General features: G+C 58.8%; 13 protein-coding genes. 7 read left to right on the forward strand and 6 right to left on the reverse strand.

Annotated features, from left to right (window positions below; genetic code table 11):
* Nucleotides 1-16: 16 nt before the first annotated feature.
* Both ppx and ppk1 read right to left on the reverse strand, forming a co-directional pair.
* The gene (gene ppx / locus LU196_RS03915; protein ID WP_232760829.1) at nt 17-1,540 is read right to left on the reverse strand and encodes an exopolyphosphatase; all 1,524 of its coding nucleotides are present in this window, start codon (nt 1,538-1,540) and stop codon (nt 17-19) included.
* Between the two features lie 5 nt (nt 1,541-1,545).
* The gene (gene ppk1, locus LU196_RS03920; RefSeq protein WP_232760828.1) at nt 1,546-3,606 is read right to left on the reverse strand and encodes a polyphosphate kinase 1; all 2,061 of its coding nucleotides are present in this window, start codon (nt 3,604-3,606) and stop codon (nt 1,546-1,548) included.
* Nucleotides 3,607-3,789: 183 nt separating this feature from the next.
* Here ppk1 and LU196_RS03925 point away from each other — a divergent pair, with 183 nt between their 5' ends.
* From LU196_RS03925 to pstB, 3 genes are read left to right on the forward strand one after another with little or no spacing between them, the layout of a single operon-like run.
* A complete protein-coding gene (locus LU196_RS03925; protein WP_232760827.1) occupies nt 3,790-5,883 on the forward strand; it encodes an ABC transporter permease subunit in 2,094 nt (697 codons plus the stop codon).
* Nucleotides 5,880-7,478 carry a phosphate ABC transporter permease PstA gene (pstA, locus tag LU196_RS03930; RefSeq protein ID WP_232760826.1) on the forward strand — a complete coding sequence of 533 codons (1,599 nt, stop codon included), beginning with the start codon at nt 5,880-5,882 and terminating at the stop codon, nt 7,476-7,478. Before LU196_RS03925 ends, pstA begins: the two co-directional genes overlap by 4 nt.
* An 11-nt stretch (nt 7,479-7,489) precedes the next feature.
* Nucleotides 7,490-8,257, forward strand: a complete 768-nt coding sequence (gene pstB / locus LU196_RS03935) for a phosphate ABC transporter ATP-binding protein PstB (RefSeq protein WP_232760825.1) — start codon at nt 7,490-7,492, stop codon at nt 8,255-8,257.
* A gap of 110 nt (nt 8,258-8,367) precedes the next feature.
* Here the strand turns inward: pstB and purN are convergent, their stop codons facing one another.
* Nucleotides 8,368-9,006, reverse strand: a complete 639-nt coding sequence (purN, locus tag LU196_RS03940; protein WP_232760824.1) for a phosphoribosylglycinamide formyltransferase — start codon at nt 9,004-9,006, stop codon at nt 8,368-8,370.
* The gene (gene purM / locus LU196_RS03945; RefSeq protein WP_232760823.1) at nt 9,003-10,043 is read right to left on the reverse strand and encodes a phosphoribosylformylglycinamidine cyclo-ligase; all 1,041 of its coding nucleotides are present in this window, start codon (nt 10,041-10,043) and stop codon (nt 9,003-9,005) included. The genes purN and purM overlap by 4 nt, the downstream gene beginning before the upstream one ends.
* A 229-nt stretch (nt 10,044-10,272) precedes the next feature.
* On the opposite strand from purM, the gene upp reads away from it, so the two are divergent.
* From upp to hda, 3 genes are all read left to right on the forward strand, one after another.
* Nucleotides 10,273-10,899: a uracil phosphoribosyltransferase gene (gene upp / locus LU196_RS03950; protein ID WP_232760822.1), complete on the forward strand. Its 627-nt coding sequence runs from the start codon at nt 10,273-10,275 to the stop codon at nt 10,897-10,899.
* Between the two features lie 126 nt (nt 10,900-11,025).
* Complete coding sequence (gene uraA / locus LU196_RS03955; protein WP_232760964.1) at nt 11,026-12,309, forward strand: uracil permease; 1,284 nt, start codon at nt 11,026-11,028, stop codon at nt 12,307-12,309.
* 93 nt (nt 12,310-12,402) lie between these two features.
* Nucleotides 12,403-13,104, forward strand: a complete 702-nt coding sequence (gene hda / locus LU196_RS03960; RefSeq protein ID WP_232760963.1) for a DnaA inactivator Hda — start codon at nt 12,403-12,405, stop codon at nt 13,102-13,104.
* Here the strand turns inward: hda and arsC are convergent.
* On the reverse strand, nt 13,101-13,448 hold the full coding sequence (gene arsC / locus LU196_RS03965) for an arsenate reductase (glutaredoxin) (protein WP_232760821.1): 348 nt from the start codon (nt 13,446-13,448) through the stop codon (nt 13,101-13,103). The two genes, hda and arsC, sit on opposite strands and share 4 nt — an antisense overlap.
* Nucleotides 13,449-13,453: 5 nt before the next feature.
* The gene (locus tag LU196_RS03970; protein ID WP_232760820.1) at nt 13,454-14,917 is read right to left on the reverse strand and encodes a M48 family metallopeptidase; all 1,464 of its coding nucleotides are present in this window, start codon (nt 14,915-14,917) and stop codon (nt 13,454-13,456) included.
* Between the two features lie 779 nt (nt 14,918-15,696).
* Between LU196_RS03970 and LU196_RS03975 the strand changes: the two genes are divergently transcribed.
* Complete coding sequence (locus LU196_RS03975) at nt 15,697-16,305, forward strand: DsrE family protein (protein ID WP_232760819.1); 609 nt, start codon at nt 15,697-15,699, stop codon at nt 16,303-16,305.
* Nucleotides 16,306-16,345 lie beyond the last annotated feature (40 nt).

The following is a 16,345-nucleotide window of genomic DNA, read 5'->3' on the forward strand; positions in this document are numbered from 1 at the left end:
GGCCCACAGGCCCGAATTACTCCTCTTTCAGCGTGAGTTTCCAGCCGCTGACATCGTTCCAGTAGGTTTGCTCGCGCTCGAAGTCCAGCTGTACCAGCGTATTTTGGCTGAAGTAACCCTGCGGGAAGGTGAGGGTCCAGTTGCCTTCGTCGGTGGTCAGCGTAAGTGAATCGGGGCGCGTGGTGGCCTGCCGCTGGTTATTTAACAGCGTGCTGAGGCGCAGTAAAAACACCATCGGCAGAAACTGTTTCTTTTTAAACAGGGTGAAACGCGGCATTTCGTCGGGTTTCACAGCCTTACGGTGGTAGCGTACCAGCGTCGCCAGCAGCATTTGCTGATCCTGATTAAAGCCCGGCAGGTTAGAGTTTTGCAGGATATAGGCCGAGTGGCGCTGCATACCGCTGTGGTTAATGGTCAATCCCACTTCGTGCAACAGCGCCGCCCACTTCAGCAACGCCGCCAGCTGCGGGTTCGCCAGCTTGGGGTTCTGTGCCTCCCACTGCTGATAAAGCTGCTCGGTGGTCTCCAATACGCGGCGCGCCTGATCGCTATCAATCGCATAGTGATTTGCCAGGCTTTGTGCGGTGCGACTGCGAATATCCTGATGGCGGAAACGGCCTTCCATCTCATACAGCACCCCTTCACGCAGCGCGCCGTCAGAGAGGCGCAGCTCGCGCAGCGCCAGCGCGTCAAACACGCCACACAAGATCGCCAGACCGGGCACGAACACCGCCTTACGCTCCTCCGAGAGGCCAGGCAGGCTCAGCGCATTGAACGATTTATGCTTGAGCACTTCGGCCACCAGCATCTCCAGCGAATCGGGCGTGATAAGCTTCTCTTTCTCGCCCATGGCCAGCAGTACTTCACAGGCCGCTTTGATGGAGCCGGACGCACCCAGCGCATATTGCCAGCCGTGCAGACGATACTGCCACGCCATGGTCTCCAGCTTTTGTGCCGCAGAGAGGCGCGCGCGACGGAAGTACTCCGGCGTGATGTCGCCTTTCGGGAAGTAAAGATTCGCGAAGCTCACGCAACCCATGCGGCGGCTTTCCACCAGCTGAGGCTCGAAATCCTCACCAATCACTAATTCTGTCGAGCCGCCGCCGATGTCGATCACCAGCTTGCGACCTTTCTCTGGCTGCGTGTGCTCTACGCCCATGAAAATCAGACGTGCTTCTTCGTTGCCCGAGATCACTTCGATTGGATAGGGGATAACCTCGGCGGCACGCTGCAGAAAGGTTTCCGCGTTGGTGGCGATGCGCAGCGTGTGGGTGCCCACAATGGTGACGTTGGCCGGGCTAAACCCTTGCAGGCGTTCGGCAAACAGCGCCAGACAGCTCAAGCCGCGCTCAATGGCGTCTTCACTCAGGCGATTTTGCGCATCCAGACCGTCGGCCAGATGCACGCGCTGCTTCAGGCGACCCAGCACCTGTAACGCACCATCCACCACACGGGCAATCACCATATGGAAGCTGTTAGAGCCGAGGTCAATCGCAGCAAACTCCTGCGGCTTCGGCGTATTTTTATGAGAGATTGGCATAGGCGTTATTCAGGTTGTTCCAGTTGCTTGATGTAGTCGTAGATCGCCAGCTGCGCTCGCACCTTTTTGCGATTGCCGCGCGGAACATAACGGTTAGTCAGCTCTTTGTCCACGATGCGTGCTTTCACCGTATCGCTCAGCAAAATGGCCATGATATCGATAATGCGCTGCTTCAGGCGTGGGTCCAGCACGGACACCGCCACTTCTATACGGTAATCAATGTTACGCGTCATCCAGTCGGCTGAAGACAGAAACACTTTTTTATCGCCGCCGCTCTCGAAAATATAGACGCGGTCGTGCTCCAGATAGCGGTCAACGATACTGGTAATACGAATATTTTCGCTGATACCAGGCAGGTCAGGGATCAGCGAGCACATGCCGCGCACCAGCAGATTGATTTTTACCCCGGCCGACGAGGCGGCGTAAAGTCGGTCAACCAGGCCATTATCCACCAGATTATTGACCTTGAGCGTGATGCCGCACGGGTTCCCCTGCTGTGCGTTAGCAATTTCTGCATCAATCAGTCGGTAGAGCATGTCGCGTGAGTTTTGCGGCGAGACCATCAGGTGTTCAAACGACACCGGGCGATACGGGTTCTCAATAAAGTTGAACACGCGGCGCACTTCATTGGTAATACGCGCATCGGCGGTCAGTAGCGAATAGTCGGTATAAAGGCGGGCGGTTTTCTCATTGAAGTTACCGGTGCCAATGTGGGCATAGCGCACCACTTCGTCACCTTCACGGCGAGAAATCAGGAAAAGCTTGGCGTGAATTTTCAGGCCCGGCGCCGAGAAAATCACGTGCACGCCCGCTTCAGTCAGGCGCTTGGCCCAGCGGATGTTGGCTTCTTCGTCAAAGCGCGCCTGCAGCTCCACCACCACGGTGACTTTTTTGCCGTTGTGCGCCGCGTGGATCATCGCATCCATGATGCGCGAATGTTTTGCCACGCGGTAAATGTTGATTTTGATCGCCAGCACGTTGGGATCGAAGGACGCCTGACGCAGCAGCTCCAGCACGTGTTCAAAGGTGTGGTAAGGGTAGTAAAGCAGCACATCGCGATTACGCACCGCATCAAAACCGTTACGGAAGCCATCAAAACCGATATGGCGAATCGGCGGCAGTGGACGATTTTCCAGGTTGGCTTTACCGACGTTAGGGAAACCAATGAAATCTTTGAAGTTGTGATAGCGGCCGCCGGGCACGATGGAGTCGTAATTGGAGATGGAGAGCTTGTGACGCAGCATCTCCACCATCGCGTCGGGCATGTCACGCTGATAAACAAAGCGCACCGGCTCGGCGGTCAGGCGCTGCTTGAGGCTGGAGGACATCAGTTCCAGCAGGCTCGACTCCATCTCTGTCACCAGGTCATATTCGGCGTCGCGCGTCATTTTCATGGAGTAAGCATTAAGCGCATCGAAATCAAAAAAGCCTTTGAAAATATCATCCAGGCAGTAACGCAGAATGTTGTCGAGTAAAATCATTGGCTTGCGACGACGCGGCGACTCCGCCGGCAGGTTGACAAAGCGCGGCACCTTGTCCGACGGGATCTCAAGCAGCGCGTAACGAATCTCTTCGCCGCGAATGATCTCCACCGCCAGGTAGGTGTAGTCGTCTTTCAGAAACTCAATCAGGTCGGTGTCGTGATTGATGAGAATGGGGGTCACGTGCTGACGCAACTGATGCTTGAAGTAGTGACGCAGCCACTCTTGCTGATTGGTCGACAGCTGACGTTCGTTGATCAGAAAGATTTGATTACGCGCCATTTCCAGCAGCAGATCGTTGTAGAGGGCGTCAAACTCCTGATCCGATTTCTGTACCCGCTGCTGAATTTTTTTGAGCACATGGCGCAGCGGCGTCGGGGTGCCTTGTTCTTCGCCGATCAGGATGCGCCGTTTTACATCGGCAAAGCGGACTTTATAGAATTCTTCGAGATTGTTGGAATAAATGCCTAAAAAACGCATGCGCTCGATCAGCGGATTGCTCTTATCGGCCGCTTCTTGCAGCACGCGTTCGTTGAAGGTTAACCAGCTTAATTCTTTTTCTATATACAGCTTTTCCTGACCCATTCTGACTCCGTAAGGCTGTTGCTGGACGGAATGTCCGGCGGAAAATGTCGCAAAATCGCGGCTCCGCTCAGTGTCCATCACCATTATGGCGAGAGTATGGCAAGCTTGTCCAACGTCAACAGTTGTCTTATCAATCAGCTACGGGCAACATAGCCACCTGTCTTCGTGAACCCCCTGGCCTGCATGAGCATAAATCGCATTCCCGTCCACTTCAGTGACCGTCGTCGCCGCGCCGTCGATCGGCTGGTGCGCCGCATGGTCACGGCGTGTGGCGTGGGCATTTTACTGCTCATGCTGCTGCTTTTTTTCTGGCTGGTCGCGGTGGTGTTACCGCTGTTCAGCGCGCCGGGTCTGCATGCGCAGCCTGCACAGCAGCTGTGGGACCGGTCGCCCGCGCTGGCAATCGGCATTGAGGATCGTCTGGGATGGCGCATTAGCCGCAGCGAAGCCCGCTTTATTCCGCTGGATGGTCAGCCCGCTGCTGAAGCGCTGGCGCTGCCGGGCGAAGCCGACGCCGCCGTGACCAGCAGTGACAATCGCAGCGTGTTGCTCAATATCCATGGCGAGCTGCTGTTGATGCAGCCGCAGGTGCGCCAGCAGCACGGTGAGTGGGATTTCCCCTTTGGCCATCGCCCGCTGCGCCTGTTGCAAGGCGCGGTGAGCACCATGGCGCTGGCGACACTGGATGACCAGCAGTGGCGGCTTGCGCTGCAAACGCCTGCGGGGATCACGCTGATGACGCTGCGCGATCGCGCCACGGTGACGCAAATCGTGTTGCCGAATGAGCAGGCGGATCGCCTGCTGCTGTCACCGGATGGTTCGCTGCTTTTTGCCGTGCAGGGACGTTTGCTTAACGTCTGGCAAATTTCCGCGTCGGGCGCCCAGCTGCGCGAAACGCAAACGCTAAGCCAGCCGCCGCAAAGCCTCCATATGCTGGCCGGAGGGCGCACGTTACTCATTCAGGATGCCCAGGGCGTCAGTCAGTGGTTTGCTATTGTGGGCGACCAGGGGCCCCGCCTGCATGCCATTCATCGTTACCAGGCGAGTGAGCAGGCGCAGGGTGTGGTGACGGAGCCACAGCGTCGGGTTTTTGCCACTTTCACGTCGCAGGGCTGGGTACGGCTGTTCGCCAGCAAGCAAGCGGGGCCGATTCTGTCGCGCCAGTTTGCGCCGGGCATTACGGCGTTGGCGTTTTCTGCGCGCGGCGACCGGCTAATCGTGGAGCGGGCAGGGCAGTGGCAGCCGTTCGTGCTGGATAATCCGTGGCCAGATTTCACCTGGCGCAACCTCTGGCAGAAAGTGTGGTACGAAAACTATCCGCAGCCGGATTGGGTGTGGCAATCCACTGCCGCGGGTGACAGCTATCAGGCAAAATTTAGCCTGATGCCGATGGTGATAGGCACGCTCAAAGCCGCCGCGCTGGCGCTGCTGTTCGCCACGCCGCTGGCGCTGGCGGCGGCCATGTATACCGCGTGGTTTATGTCGCCAGGCTTGCGCCGCTGGGTCAAACCCGGCATTGAAATGATGAGCGCGCTGCCAAGCGTTGTGGTCGGGCTGATTGCGGGCGTCTGGCTGGCGCCGCACGTCAGCAGCGCCCTGCCGGGCGTACTGCTGTTGCCGCTGGTGCTGGCGGCGACGCTGCTGCTCTGCGGACAACTCACTCCGCGTCTGCCCGCGCGCTGGCGGCGTCCCGGCAGCGAAGTGCTCCTGCTGCTGCCGCTGCTGTTAGCCGTGACGCTGCTGACGCTATGGCTGCCCACGCAGCTCTGGCCTGACGTCGGCGCGCGGCTGGCGCATTATGAGCAACGCAACCTGCTGGTGGCGGCGCTGGCGATGGGATTTGCGCTGGTTCCGCTGATTTTTACCCTGGCGGAAGATGCGCTCTTCAGCGTCCCTGCTGCGCTGGGGCAGGGCTCGCTAGCGCTGGGCGCGACGCCCTGGCAAACCCTCACGCGCGTCGTGCTGCCGGGCGCATCGGCGGGCATCTTTGCTGCCCTGATGATTGGCTTTGGCCGCGCCGTGGGAGAGACCATGATTGTGCTGATGGCGACGGGCAATACGCCGGTGAGTGAAGGCGGGCTGTTTGCTGGGCTGCGCGCGCTCTCGGCCAATATCGCCATTGAGATGCCGGAAGCTGCTGCGGGCAGCGCCCATTATCGCATTCTGTTTTTAAGCGCGCTGGTGCTGCTGATTTTTACGCTGTTGATTAACACCGTCGCCGAGCTGATTCGGCAACGTTTACGCCAGCGCTACAGCCAGCATGAGGCACAGGGATGAAAGCGATGCGACAAAACGATCGCTGGCGCTGGCTGACCGCCGGTGCCGTTGCGGTTTGCCTGCTGGCATTTACCCTGCTGGTTGGCCTGCTCGGCTGGCAAGGCCTGCGCGCATTCTGGCCCCATCCGGTAGACCAATACCTGTTTCAGCCCCCCGGGGGCGCGGCGGTGACCGTGTTGGGAGAGACCGTGCAGCAAAAGCAGCAGGGCTCGCGCTGGCACTACACGGTGAAAACCGGCAACCGCGACTTTGCGGCACCCGATTTCCGCCTCTTAGTTAGCGAAGGGGCGGCCAAAATGCGCCGCCCTGCGGACGCCATCGTGCTCCAGCGCCGCAGCGGCGGAAACGCATACGGCTGGCTGATCGAACTGCGCGAGGACAATGAGGTATTGACCGCGCGCAACCGCAACGCGCTGCTGCAGCAGCGCCTGCACCAGGTGCACGAACAACTGCGGCAGGCCAGTGACATTCGCCGTATCGACATGGCGCGGGTCAATGCACAGTTAGATGCGCTGCAATTACAGGCCGAGGCGCAGCGGCGCAATAACGCGTTTACCCCTGAAGTTGAATCCGAATATGAAGCCAATCGCGCCGCGTTACAGCGCCGCTTCAGCGCGCTGGCGCAACAGCTGGCGTTGGTGCAGCAGGCCAGCCAGCGCGACACGCTGGTACTGCGCGATGTCCAGGGGCAGGATCATCTCATCCCCCTCGCTAACGTGGTGGATGCCTGGTATCCCAACGCCATGAGCCCCGGCCAGAAAGTGCAGCACTTTTTGCGGCAGATTGGCCAGTTTGTCAGTGATTCTCCCCTTGATGGCGGCAGCGAAAACGGCGTCTTTCCGGCGATCTTTGGCACAGTGCTAATGGTATTACTGATGTCGGTTATTGTGATGCCGCTGGGCGTCGTCGCCGCCATCTGGCTGCATGAATACGCGGGGCGCAACGCCTTGACGCGACTGGTGCGCATCGCGGTGGTGAATCTGGCCGGCGTGCCGTCGATTGTGTACGGCGTATTTGGCCTGGGCTTTTTTGTCTGGCTGGTGGGCGGCACGATCGACCAGCTGTTTTTCGCCAGCACGCTGCCGAATCCCACTTTTGGCACGCCCGGACTGCTGTGGGCTGCCTTGACGCTGGCGCTGTTGACACTGCCCGTGGTGATCGTGGCAACCGAAGAGGGATTATCGCGTATCCCGGATAACCTGCGGCAGGGATCGTTGGCGCTGGGCGCGACGCAGGCGGAAACGCTGTGGCGCGTGGTGCTGCCGCTGGCGGTGCCGGCCATGCTCACCGGACTGATTCTGGCCGTGGCGCGCGCCGCAGGCGAAACGGCGCCGCTGATGCTGGTCGGCGTGGTGAAGATGGTCCCCGAGCTGCCGGTGGATGCGGTCTTTCCTTATCTGCATCTCGATCGCAAATTCATGCACCTCGGCTTTCAGATTTACGATCTGGCGTTCCAGAGCCCGAATATCGATGCGGATCGACCGCTGGTTTACGCCACCGCGCTGCTGCTGGTGGTGATTGTTCTTTCGCTCAATGTGCTGGCAATGGCGCTGCGCCATCGGCTGCGCGAGCGCTACCGGCTTATGCTGCCCTAGAAGGTTTTCTCATGACGCCCGATTACGACATTGCGCTTACCGTTAATCAGCTGTCGCTGTGGTACGGCGAACGCCAGGCGCTGAATAATATTGCGCTGCAGATCCCGAAAAATCGCATCACGGCGCTGATCGGCCCTTCCGGCTGCGGCAAATCCACGCTGCTGCGCTGCTTTAATCGCATGAATGACGTGATTGACGGCTGCCGTATTGAGGGGGAGATCGGGCTCGATCAGCTGGCTATTACCGAGCCCAGCCAGGATCTGCCGGCGCTGCGCCGTCGCATCGGCATGGTGTTTCAGCGGCCCAATCCCTTTCCCAAGTCGATCTACGAAAATGTGGTGTACGGCCTGCGTTTGCAGGGGGTGCGCGATCGCCGGGTGCTGAACGCCGCCTGCGAGCGCGCGCTGCGAGCGGCGGCGCTGTGGAGCGAGGTCAAGGATCAACTGGGGCAGAATGCCCTGACGCTTTCAAGTGGGCAGCAGCAGCGGCTGGTAATTGCCCGCGCCATCGCCATCGAACCGGAAGTGCTGCTGCTTGATGAGCCGACTTCGGCACTCGACCCCATCTCCACGCTGGTGATTGAAGAGTTGATGACCACGCTAAAGCAGCACTTTACGCTGGTGCTGGTGACGCACAATATGCAGCAGGCGGCGCGCGTCTCCGATTACACCGCCTTCATGGACAGCGGTCAGCTGATTGAATTTGATGAAACCGACCGTATGTTTACCGCCCCGCGCGTGCGCAAAACCGAAGAGTACATTACCGGACGCTTTGGCTGAGCAATGCCGTACACCGCGAGAGATGAGAAATCTTTCAGGCAGAAGAGAGAGCAGGCGAAGCGTCTACGGGCGCTGACGACCGCACCCGCAAACTGAGCCACACGTGAAAATCAGTCGTGCGCGTAACCGTGGGCGGGCAGCGGGGCGCCATCCAGCCAGGCCATGCCTTCACGCATCTGCAAACGCCCGTCAATAAACCACCCGATCACCAGCGGATAGATCGCGTGCTCCTGATGCTGAACGCGAGCGATGACATCCGCTTCCGTGTCGTCGGCAAACACCGGCACGCGCGCCTGCAAAATTACCGGGCCGCCATCCAGCTCCTCTGTGACAAAGTGCACGGAGGTGCCGTGTTCGGTGTCGCCGTTCTCCAGCGCCTGGCGGTGCGTGTGCAAACCAGGGTATTTCGGCAGCAGCGAGGGGTGAATATTGAGCAGACGATCGTGGTAGTGCGCCACAAACGCGCTGCTCAAAATTCGCATGTATCCCGCCAGCACCACCAGATCGGGGGCGTAAGCGTCGATCGCCTGCATTAGCTGGCGATCAAAGGCTTCACGGTTGGGATAATCGGTGGCAGTCAGCGCATGGGCAGGAATGCCCGCCTGCTGCGCGCGGGTCAGCCCGAAAGCGGAAGCCTTATTGCTGAACACGGCAGCGACGCTGCCGTTAATGCGCCCGCTGGTGCAGGCGTCGAGGATGGACTGGAGATTACTGCCGTTGCCGGAGATCAGGACAACCAGCTTTTTCATGGATTGATAACCACGCGCTCGTCGGCGTCGGAGGCGATAATGGTACCAATTTTCCACGCCTGCTCGCCGGCATCGGTCATCAGCTGTACCGCTTTATCGGCATCAGCCGGACTCAGCGCAATCACCATGCCCACGCCGCAGTTAAAGGTGCGGTACATTTCGTGGCGGCTGACGTTACCGGCCTGCTGTAGCCAGCTAAATACCGCCGGCCACTGCCAGCTTTTCTCATCCAGCACCGCCTGCGTGTTGTCCGGCAGCACGCGCGGGATATTTTCCCAGAAACCGCCGCCGGTGAGATGGGCGATAGCGTGCACGTTAACCTGCTCAATCAGGTTCAGAATATTTTTGACGTAAATGCGCGTAGGGGCCAGCAGATGGTCAGCCAGCGATTTGCCGTCCAGCTGTTTGGTTTCAGGATCGGTCTGGCTCACTTCCAGAATTTTGCGCACCAGCGAGTAGCCATTGGAGTGCGGACCGCTGGAACCCAGCGCGATCAGCACGTCGCCGTCCTGCACTTTGCTGCCGTCGATGATCTCCGACTTTTCCACCACGCCCACGCAGAAACCGGCGACGTCATAATCTTCACCGTGGTACATGCCCGGCATTTCGGCGGTTTCGCCACCCACCAGCGCGCAGCCAGACTGCAGGCAGCCTTCGGCGATGCCGGTGATCACGGCGGAGGCAGTCTCCACATCCAGCTTGCCGGTGGCGTAATAATCCAGGAAGAACAGCGGCTCGGCGCCCTGGACCACTAAATCATTCACGCACATTGCCACCAGATCGATGCCGATGCTGTCGTGACGTTTCAAATCCATCGCCAGACGCAGCTTGGTGCCGACGCCGTCGGTTCCGGAGACCAGCACTGGCTCGCGGTATTTCTGCGGCAGCGCACAGAGCGCGCCGAAGCCGCCCAGCCCACCCATCACTTCCGGGCGGCGGGTTTTTTTCACTACGCCTTTAATGCGGTCAACCAGATCGTTACCGGCATCAATATCAACGCCGGCGTCTTTGTAGCTGAGAGAGGTTTTGTCGGTCACTGCGGAATCCCCACGCGATTGCGGTTGGTGGCAAAAATTAAGCGCGGCAATTCTACCAGCGCAGGCAAACGTTTGCGAGTCCGATCTCACGGCCGTTGCAGCGCGCTATTTTTTTGCGCATCCTTATACCGGACGCACTCGGCGTTGACTAATCACCTGTGGCGCATTCACAAAAAGGCGGTATAATCCCGCGATTTTTTTTAGCTCAACACATTCCGGGAGAACAATCATGAAGATCGTGGAAGTCAAACACCCGCTGGTCAAACATAAACTGGGCTTGATGCGTGAGCATGATATCAGCACCAAACGCTTCCGCGAGCTGGCGTCAGAAGTGGGGAGCCTGCTGACGTATGAAGCCACAGCCGACCTGGAAACCGAACGCGTCACCATTGAAGGCTGGAACGGCCCGGTGGATGTCGATCAAATCAAAGGCAAAAAAATCACCGTGGTGCCGATCCTCCGCGCCGGTCTGGGCATGATGGAAGGCGTGCTGGAGCACGTGCCCAGCGCGCGTATCAGCGTGGTGGGCGTTTACCGTGATGAAGAGACGCTTGAGCCGGTGCCGTACTTCCAGAAGCTGGTTTCCAACATTGAAGAGCGCATGGCGCTGGTGGTGGACCCGATGCTGGCCACCGGTGGCTCAATGATCGCCACCATCGATCTGCTGAAAAAAGCGGGCTGCAGCAGCATCAAGGTGCTGGTGCTGGTCGCCGCGCCAGAAGGCATTGCGGCGCTGGAGAAAGCGCACCCTGACGTGGAGCTGTACACCGCCTCCATCGATCGTGGACTCAACGAAAAAGGCTACATCATTCCTGGCCTCGGTGACGCCGGGGACAAGATTTTTGGTACAAAATAACCATTGAGCCGGCCAGAGAGTCGGCTTTTTTTTGGCAAAAAAACACCACAACAACAACCCGTAGCCGCATGCAGGTGGCCGCAGCGCTGCGCGCCATCTGCCTGCACGCGGGATAGGGGATAGATGATGACAAGACGCGCTATTGGCGTAAGCGAGCGCCCGCCGCTCCTGCAAACCATTCCACTCAGCCTGCAGCACCTGTTTGCCATGTTTGGCGCCACGGTGCTGGTGCCCATTCTGTTCCACATCAACCCGGCGACCGTGCTGCTGTTCAACGGCGTGGGCACGCTGCTGTATCTGTTTATCTGTAAAGGCAAGATCCCGGCCTACCTCGGCTCAAGCTTCGCCTTTATTTCTCCGGTACTGCTGCTGTTGCCGCTGGGATATGAAGTGGCGCTGGGCGGATTTATCCTGTGCGGCGTGTTGTTCTGCATTGTGGCGCTGATCGTTAAAAAAGCCGGCACGGGCTGGCTGGACGTCATGTTCCCGCCGGCGGCAATGGGCGCGATTGTCGCGGTGATTGGCCTGGAGCTGGCGGGCGTGGCCGCTAACATGGCGGGACTGTTGCCCGCAGAGGGCAGTGCGCCAGACGGCAAAACCATTACCATTTCCCTGGTAACGCTGGCGGTGACGGTATTTGGCTCGGTGCTGTTCCGCGGTTTTCTTGCGATCATCCCGATTTTGATCGGCGTGCTGGTGGGCTATGCGCTCTCGTCTGCCATGGGCATCGTAGACTGGCGCGCGGTGGAAAACGCGCCCTGGTTTGCCTTGCCGACCTTCTACACGCCGCGCTTTGAGTGGGCGGCGATGCTCACCATTTTACCGGCCGCGCTGGTGGTGATTGCCGAGCACGTCGGTCACCTTGTGGTCACCGCCAATATCGTGAAGAAGGATTTAATCCGCGATCCCGGCCTGCATCGCTCGATGTTTGCCAACGGGTTGTCCACCCTGATTTCCGGCTTCTTTGGCTCCACGCCTAACACCACCTACGGTGAGAATATTGGCGTGATGGCCATTACCCGCGTTTACAGCACGTGGGTCATTGGCGGCGCGGCGATCTTCGCCATTCTGCTCTCCTGCGTCGGTAAACTGGCGGCAGCGATCCAGGCGATCCCGGTGCCGGTGATGGGCGGCGTATCGCTGCTGCTGTACGGCGTGATTGGCGCCTCCGGTATCCGCGTGTTGATTGAATCCAAAGTGGACTACAACAAAGCGCAGAACCTGATCCTGACGTCAGTGATCCTGATCATTGGCGTCAGCGGGGCCAAAGTGCACATCGGCGCGGCGGAGTTGAAAGGGATGGCGCTGGCCACGTTGGTGGGCGTAGCATTGGCGCTGATTTTCCGCATTATCAGCCTGTTACGCCCAGAAGAGGTGATTCTGGACGCGGAAGAGAAGCGCGACGCATAGCGTCCACGCGCGGGCACGGAAGCCCGTTTTGCCTGCGCTAAGGATCGTGCTAAACTTGCGCCGTTTTCTGCCCGCTCATCCGTTGAGGTACTTCTGAACACGCCGGCACAGCTCTCACTGCCACTCTATTTACCCGATGATGAAACCTTTGCCAGTTTCTGGCCGGGGGAAAATCCAGCGCTGTTAGCCGCGCTCAAGGGCGCGCTCGCGCAGCAGCACGGCAGCTATCTCTATTTTTGGTCACGCGAAGGCGGCGGGCGCAGCCATTTGCTGCATGCGGCCTGCGCGGAGATGTCCGCGCGCGGGGAAGCCGTGGGCTACGTGCCGCTGGATAAGCGCACCTGGTTTGTGCCGGAGGTGCTGGAAGGCATGGAAAACCTGGCGCTGGTGTGCATCGATAATATTGAGTGCATCGCCGGCGATCCCGAATGGGAAATGGCGATCTTTGATCTCTACAACCGCATTCTGGAACTGGGGAAAACCCGGCTGTTGATCACCGGCGATCGCCCGCCGCGTCAGCTCAATCTGGGCTTGCCTGACCTGGCTTCGCGCCTCGACTGGGGGCAGATTTACCGCCTGCAGCCGCTGTCTGACGAGGACAAATTGCAGGCGATGCAGCTGCGCGCTGGACTGCGCGGCTTTGAGCTGCCAGAAGATGTCGGACGCTTCCTGCTGAAGCGCCTTGACCGTGAAATGCGCACGCTGTTTGATACGCTGGATCGCCTCGATCGCGCCTCCATCAGCGCGCAGCGCAAGCTCACCATTCCGTTCGTGAAAGAAGCACTGGAACTTTAAAGGATCGCCAGTACCGCCTCAGGTGGTCGGCCGATGCGCGCCCGCTCGCCGTTGACCACAATGGGCCGCTCGAGCAAAATTGGCGTTTCTATCAGCGCCTGCAGCAGGCGATCCTCACTCAGCGCCGGGTTGTCTAAATCCTGTTGTGCATACGCCTCTTCACCCCGCCGCATCACCTCGCGTGCGCTCTGCATGCCCAGCTGACGCAGCAGCGTTTTCAGCGTGGCCCGATCCAGCGGTGTCTCCAGATAGCGCACTTCTTCAATCTCCAGGCCCTGCGCCTGCAGCAGCGCCAGCGTGGCGCGACTCTTGCTGCAGCGCGGATTGTGATAAATACGCACCATTCTGCTTAACCTTTTTGGTATTGACGGAAGCGCTTTTGCAGCTCCCGGAACTGATCGATACGCGCATCGTAGCGCGCTTGTTTGAGGCTGCCCAGCGGCACTTGGGCGCTGGCGCTGCTCAGCGTGGTGATCGCCTGATCGAGCTGGCCATTCAAGGCCAGGCCTTCCGCGCGTGCCGACAGCTCCTCATCGCGCAGCCCCTGCATCGCTGACGCCTGCGCCAGCAGATCCCAGGCATTGACGTCATCGGCGTGGGCGAAGGTGTAGCGATTCAAAATGCGACTGGCGTTGGCAGGCTGTTTTGCTTCGACATAGGCGTTCGCCAGGTTCAGCTGCAATACCGGATTGCTGCTGCTGCCCTTGGCGGCCGTTAACAGCGCAATGGCCTGCTGGGGCTGGTGCAGACCGATATCAATGTCGGTCATGATATCCAGCAGCCAGACATTATCAGGCTGTTTGGCCAATAGCGGGGCAATGATTTTTTTGGCGTTCTCAAAGCTTTTGGCCTGCAAGAACTGCACCGCGCGTCCGTACTGCGCGGCCATTTGCTCGCGCGTGTTGCCTTTGGCGTATTCGTTGAGCAAGTCGTCGGTGAGCTGATTGCGTCCGGTAGAATACATGCCGAGCGCGCGCACTTTGGCCAGGTAAAAGCCTTCGCTGGACTGCACCACCACAGGACGCATCTGATTGGCCCGATTACGCGCGTCCGCCAAACGGCTGTCTGGCAGCGGGTGCGTGAGTAAGATCTCCGGCGGTTTGGAGGAGAAGCGACTTTGGTCTGCCAGCTTCTGCAAAAAGTTCGGCATCGCCTGCGGGTCAAAACCGGCGCGTTGCAGCACCTGAATGCCAATGCGATCCGCTTCCTGTTCATTGCCCTGCGTAAAGCTAATGATACCTTGCTGGGTGCCTGCCAGCGTCCCGGTGAGCGCGGCCATGCCCACTTGTGGGCTGGCGATGGCCAGCAAAATCGATCCCAAGGCGCCGACCCACGTCAGCGGGGCATTGCGCTTCTGCTCCTCCATGGCGCGCGCCAGGTGACGCTGCGTCACGTGTGAGATTTCGTGCGCCATCACCGACGCTAGCTGGCTTTCATTGTCGGTATAGCGAAACAGCGAAGCGTGCAGCACCACGTTGCCGCCAAAGAAGGCAAACGCGTTCAGCTCATCATTTTGAATCAGGAAAAAGTGAAAAGGCGTGCGCACCGAGTAAGCGTGGGCAACCAGGCGCTGGCCCAGTTCGTTAATGTATTGGTTCAGCAGCGGATCGTTAATCAGCGGCGCACTGGCGCGCAGCTGACGCACATAGAAATCGCCAATTTGCAGTTCCTGATTAATCGAAAGCGTGGAGCCTGCGGTGGTGCCCATGTCAGGCAGGGTATCACTCAGGTCGGCGCGAGAGGGCAGCGCGGCCGTGAGCAGCAGAGCGGGAAAGAGCGTCGCCAACGCTGTTTTTTTCAACCGGTTTAACATGCCTTGATCCTGTAAATGTTGCCGCCAGCGAATCGGGCGCGCGTTCAGGGATGCTGCGCGAAATGCGGTGTCCGTCGGGCTCTATCTTAGACAAGCGCATCACGCAAGCAAGCGACGGGGCCGCAAAAAAACACGCTGCGCGCGCACCGCGCCTGAACGCGATTGAGGCAGCACGAAGCTCACCTGCACTGCCGTGGGGCGGTATTTTGGCGAAGTGAGCAAAAATTGCAGTAAAAAATTGAATGCTTTAGCACGGCCCAACGGCGCTCAATGATCTTTTTTGCTTAAAGTTACGTAAATTCACTCAAAAATATTGAATTTGGCACGAATTTTTCCAGGTTTAGTCTGAAAAACGGCCGTGATTCCCCTCATTGTACCGGTGTCATCCATCAGCATTGTTTATCGTGTCGGCAGCCTCACGGCCAGGGCGCACAGTTAAGACTGGTCGCGAAACCGGCTGGCGACAACCTTAGTTGCATTGTCATGCTCCCCTTTATCACGACCAATCATAGTGAGAGCGGTGAGAGGACCTCCATCAACGTCTTGATTCGTTGCGCCGAACGGCGCGGCGTTTCTGCCAGAAAGCGGTGCCGCCGCCCAGTAGGCTGGGCGTTTAGCGCTGCGTTCGCTGTGGTATAGATAACGCACTTTAAGGCGGACGGGCGGGAAGGCCTTACGCCTGCCCGCTGTCAAGGCGCCGCCCATTTTGATGCGGTTTGACAGGCGCAGCAGCGCTGCCCGGTCACCGGCATCTTTTTTTATGGTTGAGGAGAAATGTAATGCGTCCAGTATCGTATGTGGTGATTGCCGCGTTAGCGGGTTTTGTCGGCGGAAACCTGCTGCAACTGCCTGAGTGGGCATCGAAAATCAGCGGTAAATTTGCCGAACAAAAAACCGAACCGGCTGATTTCTGGAGCACGCCCGCGATTGAGGGGTACGGGAAAATTCACTTTGTGAATGTGCCTGACTACAATCCGGCGACCACACCCGGTTTGAGCAACAAAATTGTCTTCCAAATTAACCGTAACGAAGGGGACATCCACAAGCCTAATCTGGGCCTTGAGCGCGTCGCACGCGTGACTAACCTGTATTACGCGGCAGGCGTTCCGCTCGACAAGCTGAATTTCGTGGTCTCCATTAACAGCGATGCGGTGCCCGCTGCGCTTAACAACGAACAGTTCAAGAAAGCCTACGGCAGCGACAACCCGAATCTCAAACTGATTGATGAGCTGGAAAAAGCCGGCGTGAAGGTCACGATTTGCGATCAATCGGTGGCGTTTCATCAGCTGGAGCGTAACTGGATCGATACGCGGGTGACGCATACGATTTCCAGCGGTACCACGGTTGCCACGCTACAAAATGAAGGCTACGCCATCCTCGTGCTGTAATGGCGCCTCGACAGCAGCGTTCGCTGCTGTCATCTCTCCG

Source organism: Pantoea sp. Mb-10 (assembly GCF_021272205.1).
Taxonomy (GTDB): Bacteria; Pseudomonadota; Gammaproteobacteria; order Enterobacterales; family Enterobacteriaceae; genus Pantoea.

What these genes read in the sequence shown, in the direction of transcription:
- ppx (WP_232760829.1), bottom strand. Translation starts at nt 1,540, where the DNA reads ATGCCAATCTCTCATAAAAATACGCCGAAGCCGCAGGAGTTTGCTGCG.
- ppk1 (WP_232760828.1), bottom strand. Translation starts at nt 3,606, where the DNA reads ATGGGTCAGGAAAAGCTGTATATAGAAAAAGAATTAAGCTGGTTAACC.
- LU196_RS03925 (WP_232760827.1), top strand. Translation starts at nt 3,790, where the DNA reads ATGAGCATAAATCGCATTCCCGTCCACTTCAGTGACCGTCGTCGCCGC.
- pstA (WP_232760826.1), top strand. Translation starts at nt 5,880, where the DNA reads ATGAAAGCGATGCGACAAAACGATCGCTGGCGCTGGCTGACCGCCGGT.
- pstB (WP_232760825.1), top strand. Translation starts at nt 7,490, where the DNA reads ATGACGCCCGATTACGACATTGCGCTTACCGTTAATCAGCTGTCGCTG.
- purN (WP_232760824.1), bottom strand. Translation starts at nt 9,006, where the DNA reads ATGAAAAAGCTGGTTGTCCTGATCTCCGGCAACGGCAGTAATCTCCAG.
- upp (WP_232760822.1), top strand. Translation starts at nt 10,273, where the DNA reads ATGAAGATCGTGGAAGTCAAACACCCGCTGGTCAAACATAAACTGGGC.
- uraA (WP_232760964.1), top strand. Translation starts at nt 11,026, where the DNA reads ATGACAAGACGCGCTATTGGCGTAAGCGAGCGCCCGCCGCTCCTGCAA.
- arsC (WP_232760821.1), bottom strand. Translation starts at nt 13,448, where the DNA reads ATGGTGCGTATTTATCACAATCCGCGCTGCAGCAAGAGTCGCGCCACG.
- LU196_RS03970 (WP_232760820.1), bottom strand. Translation starts at nt 14,917, where the DNA reads ATGTTAAACCGGTTGAAAAAAACAGCGTTGGCGACGCTCTTTCCCGCT.
- LU196_RS03975 (WP_232760819.1), top strand. Translation starts at nt 15,697, where the DNA reads ATGCGTCCAGTATCGTATGTGGTGATTGCCGCGTTAGCGGGTTTTGTC.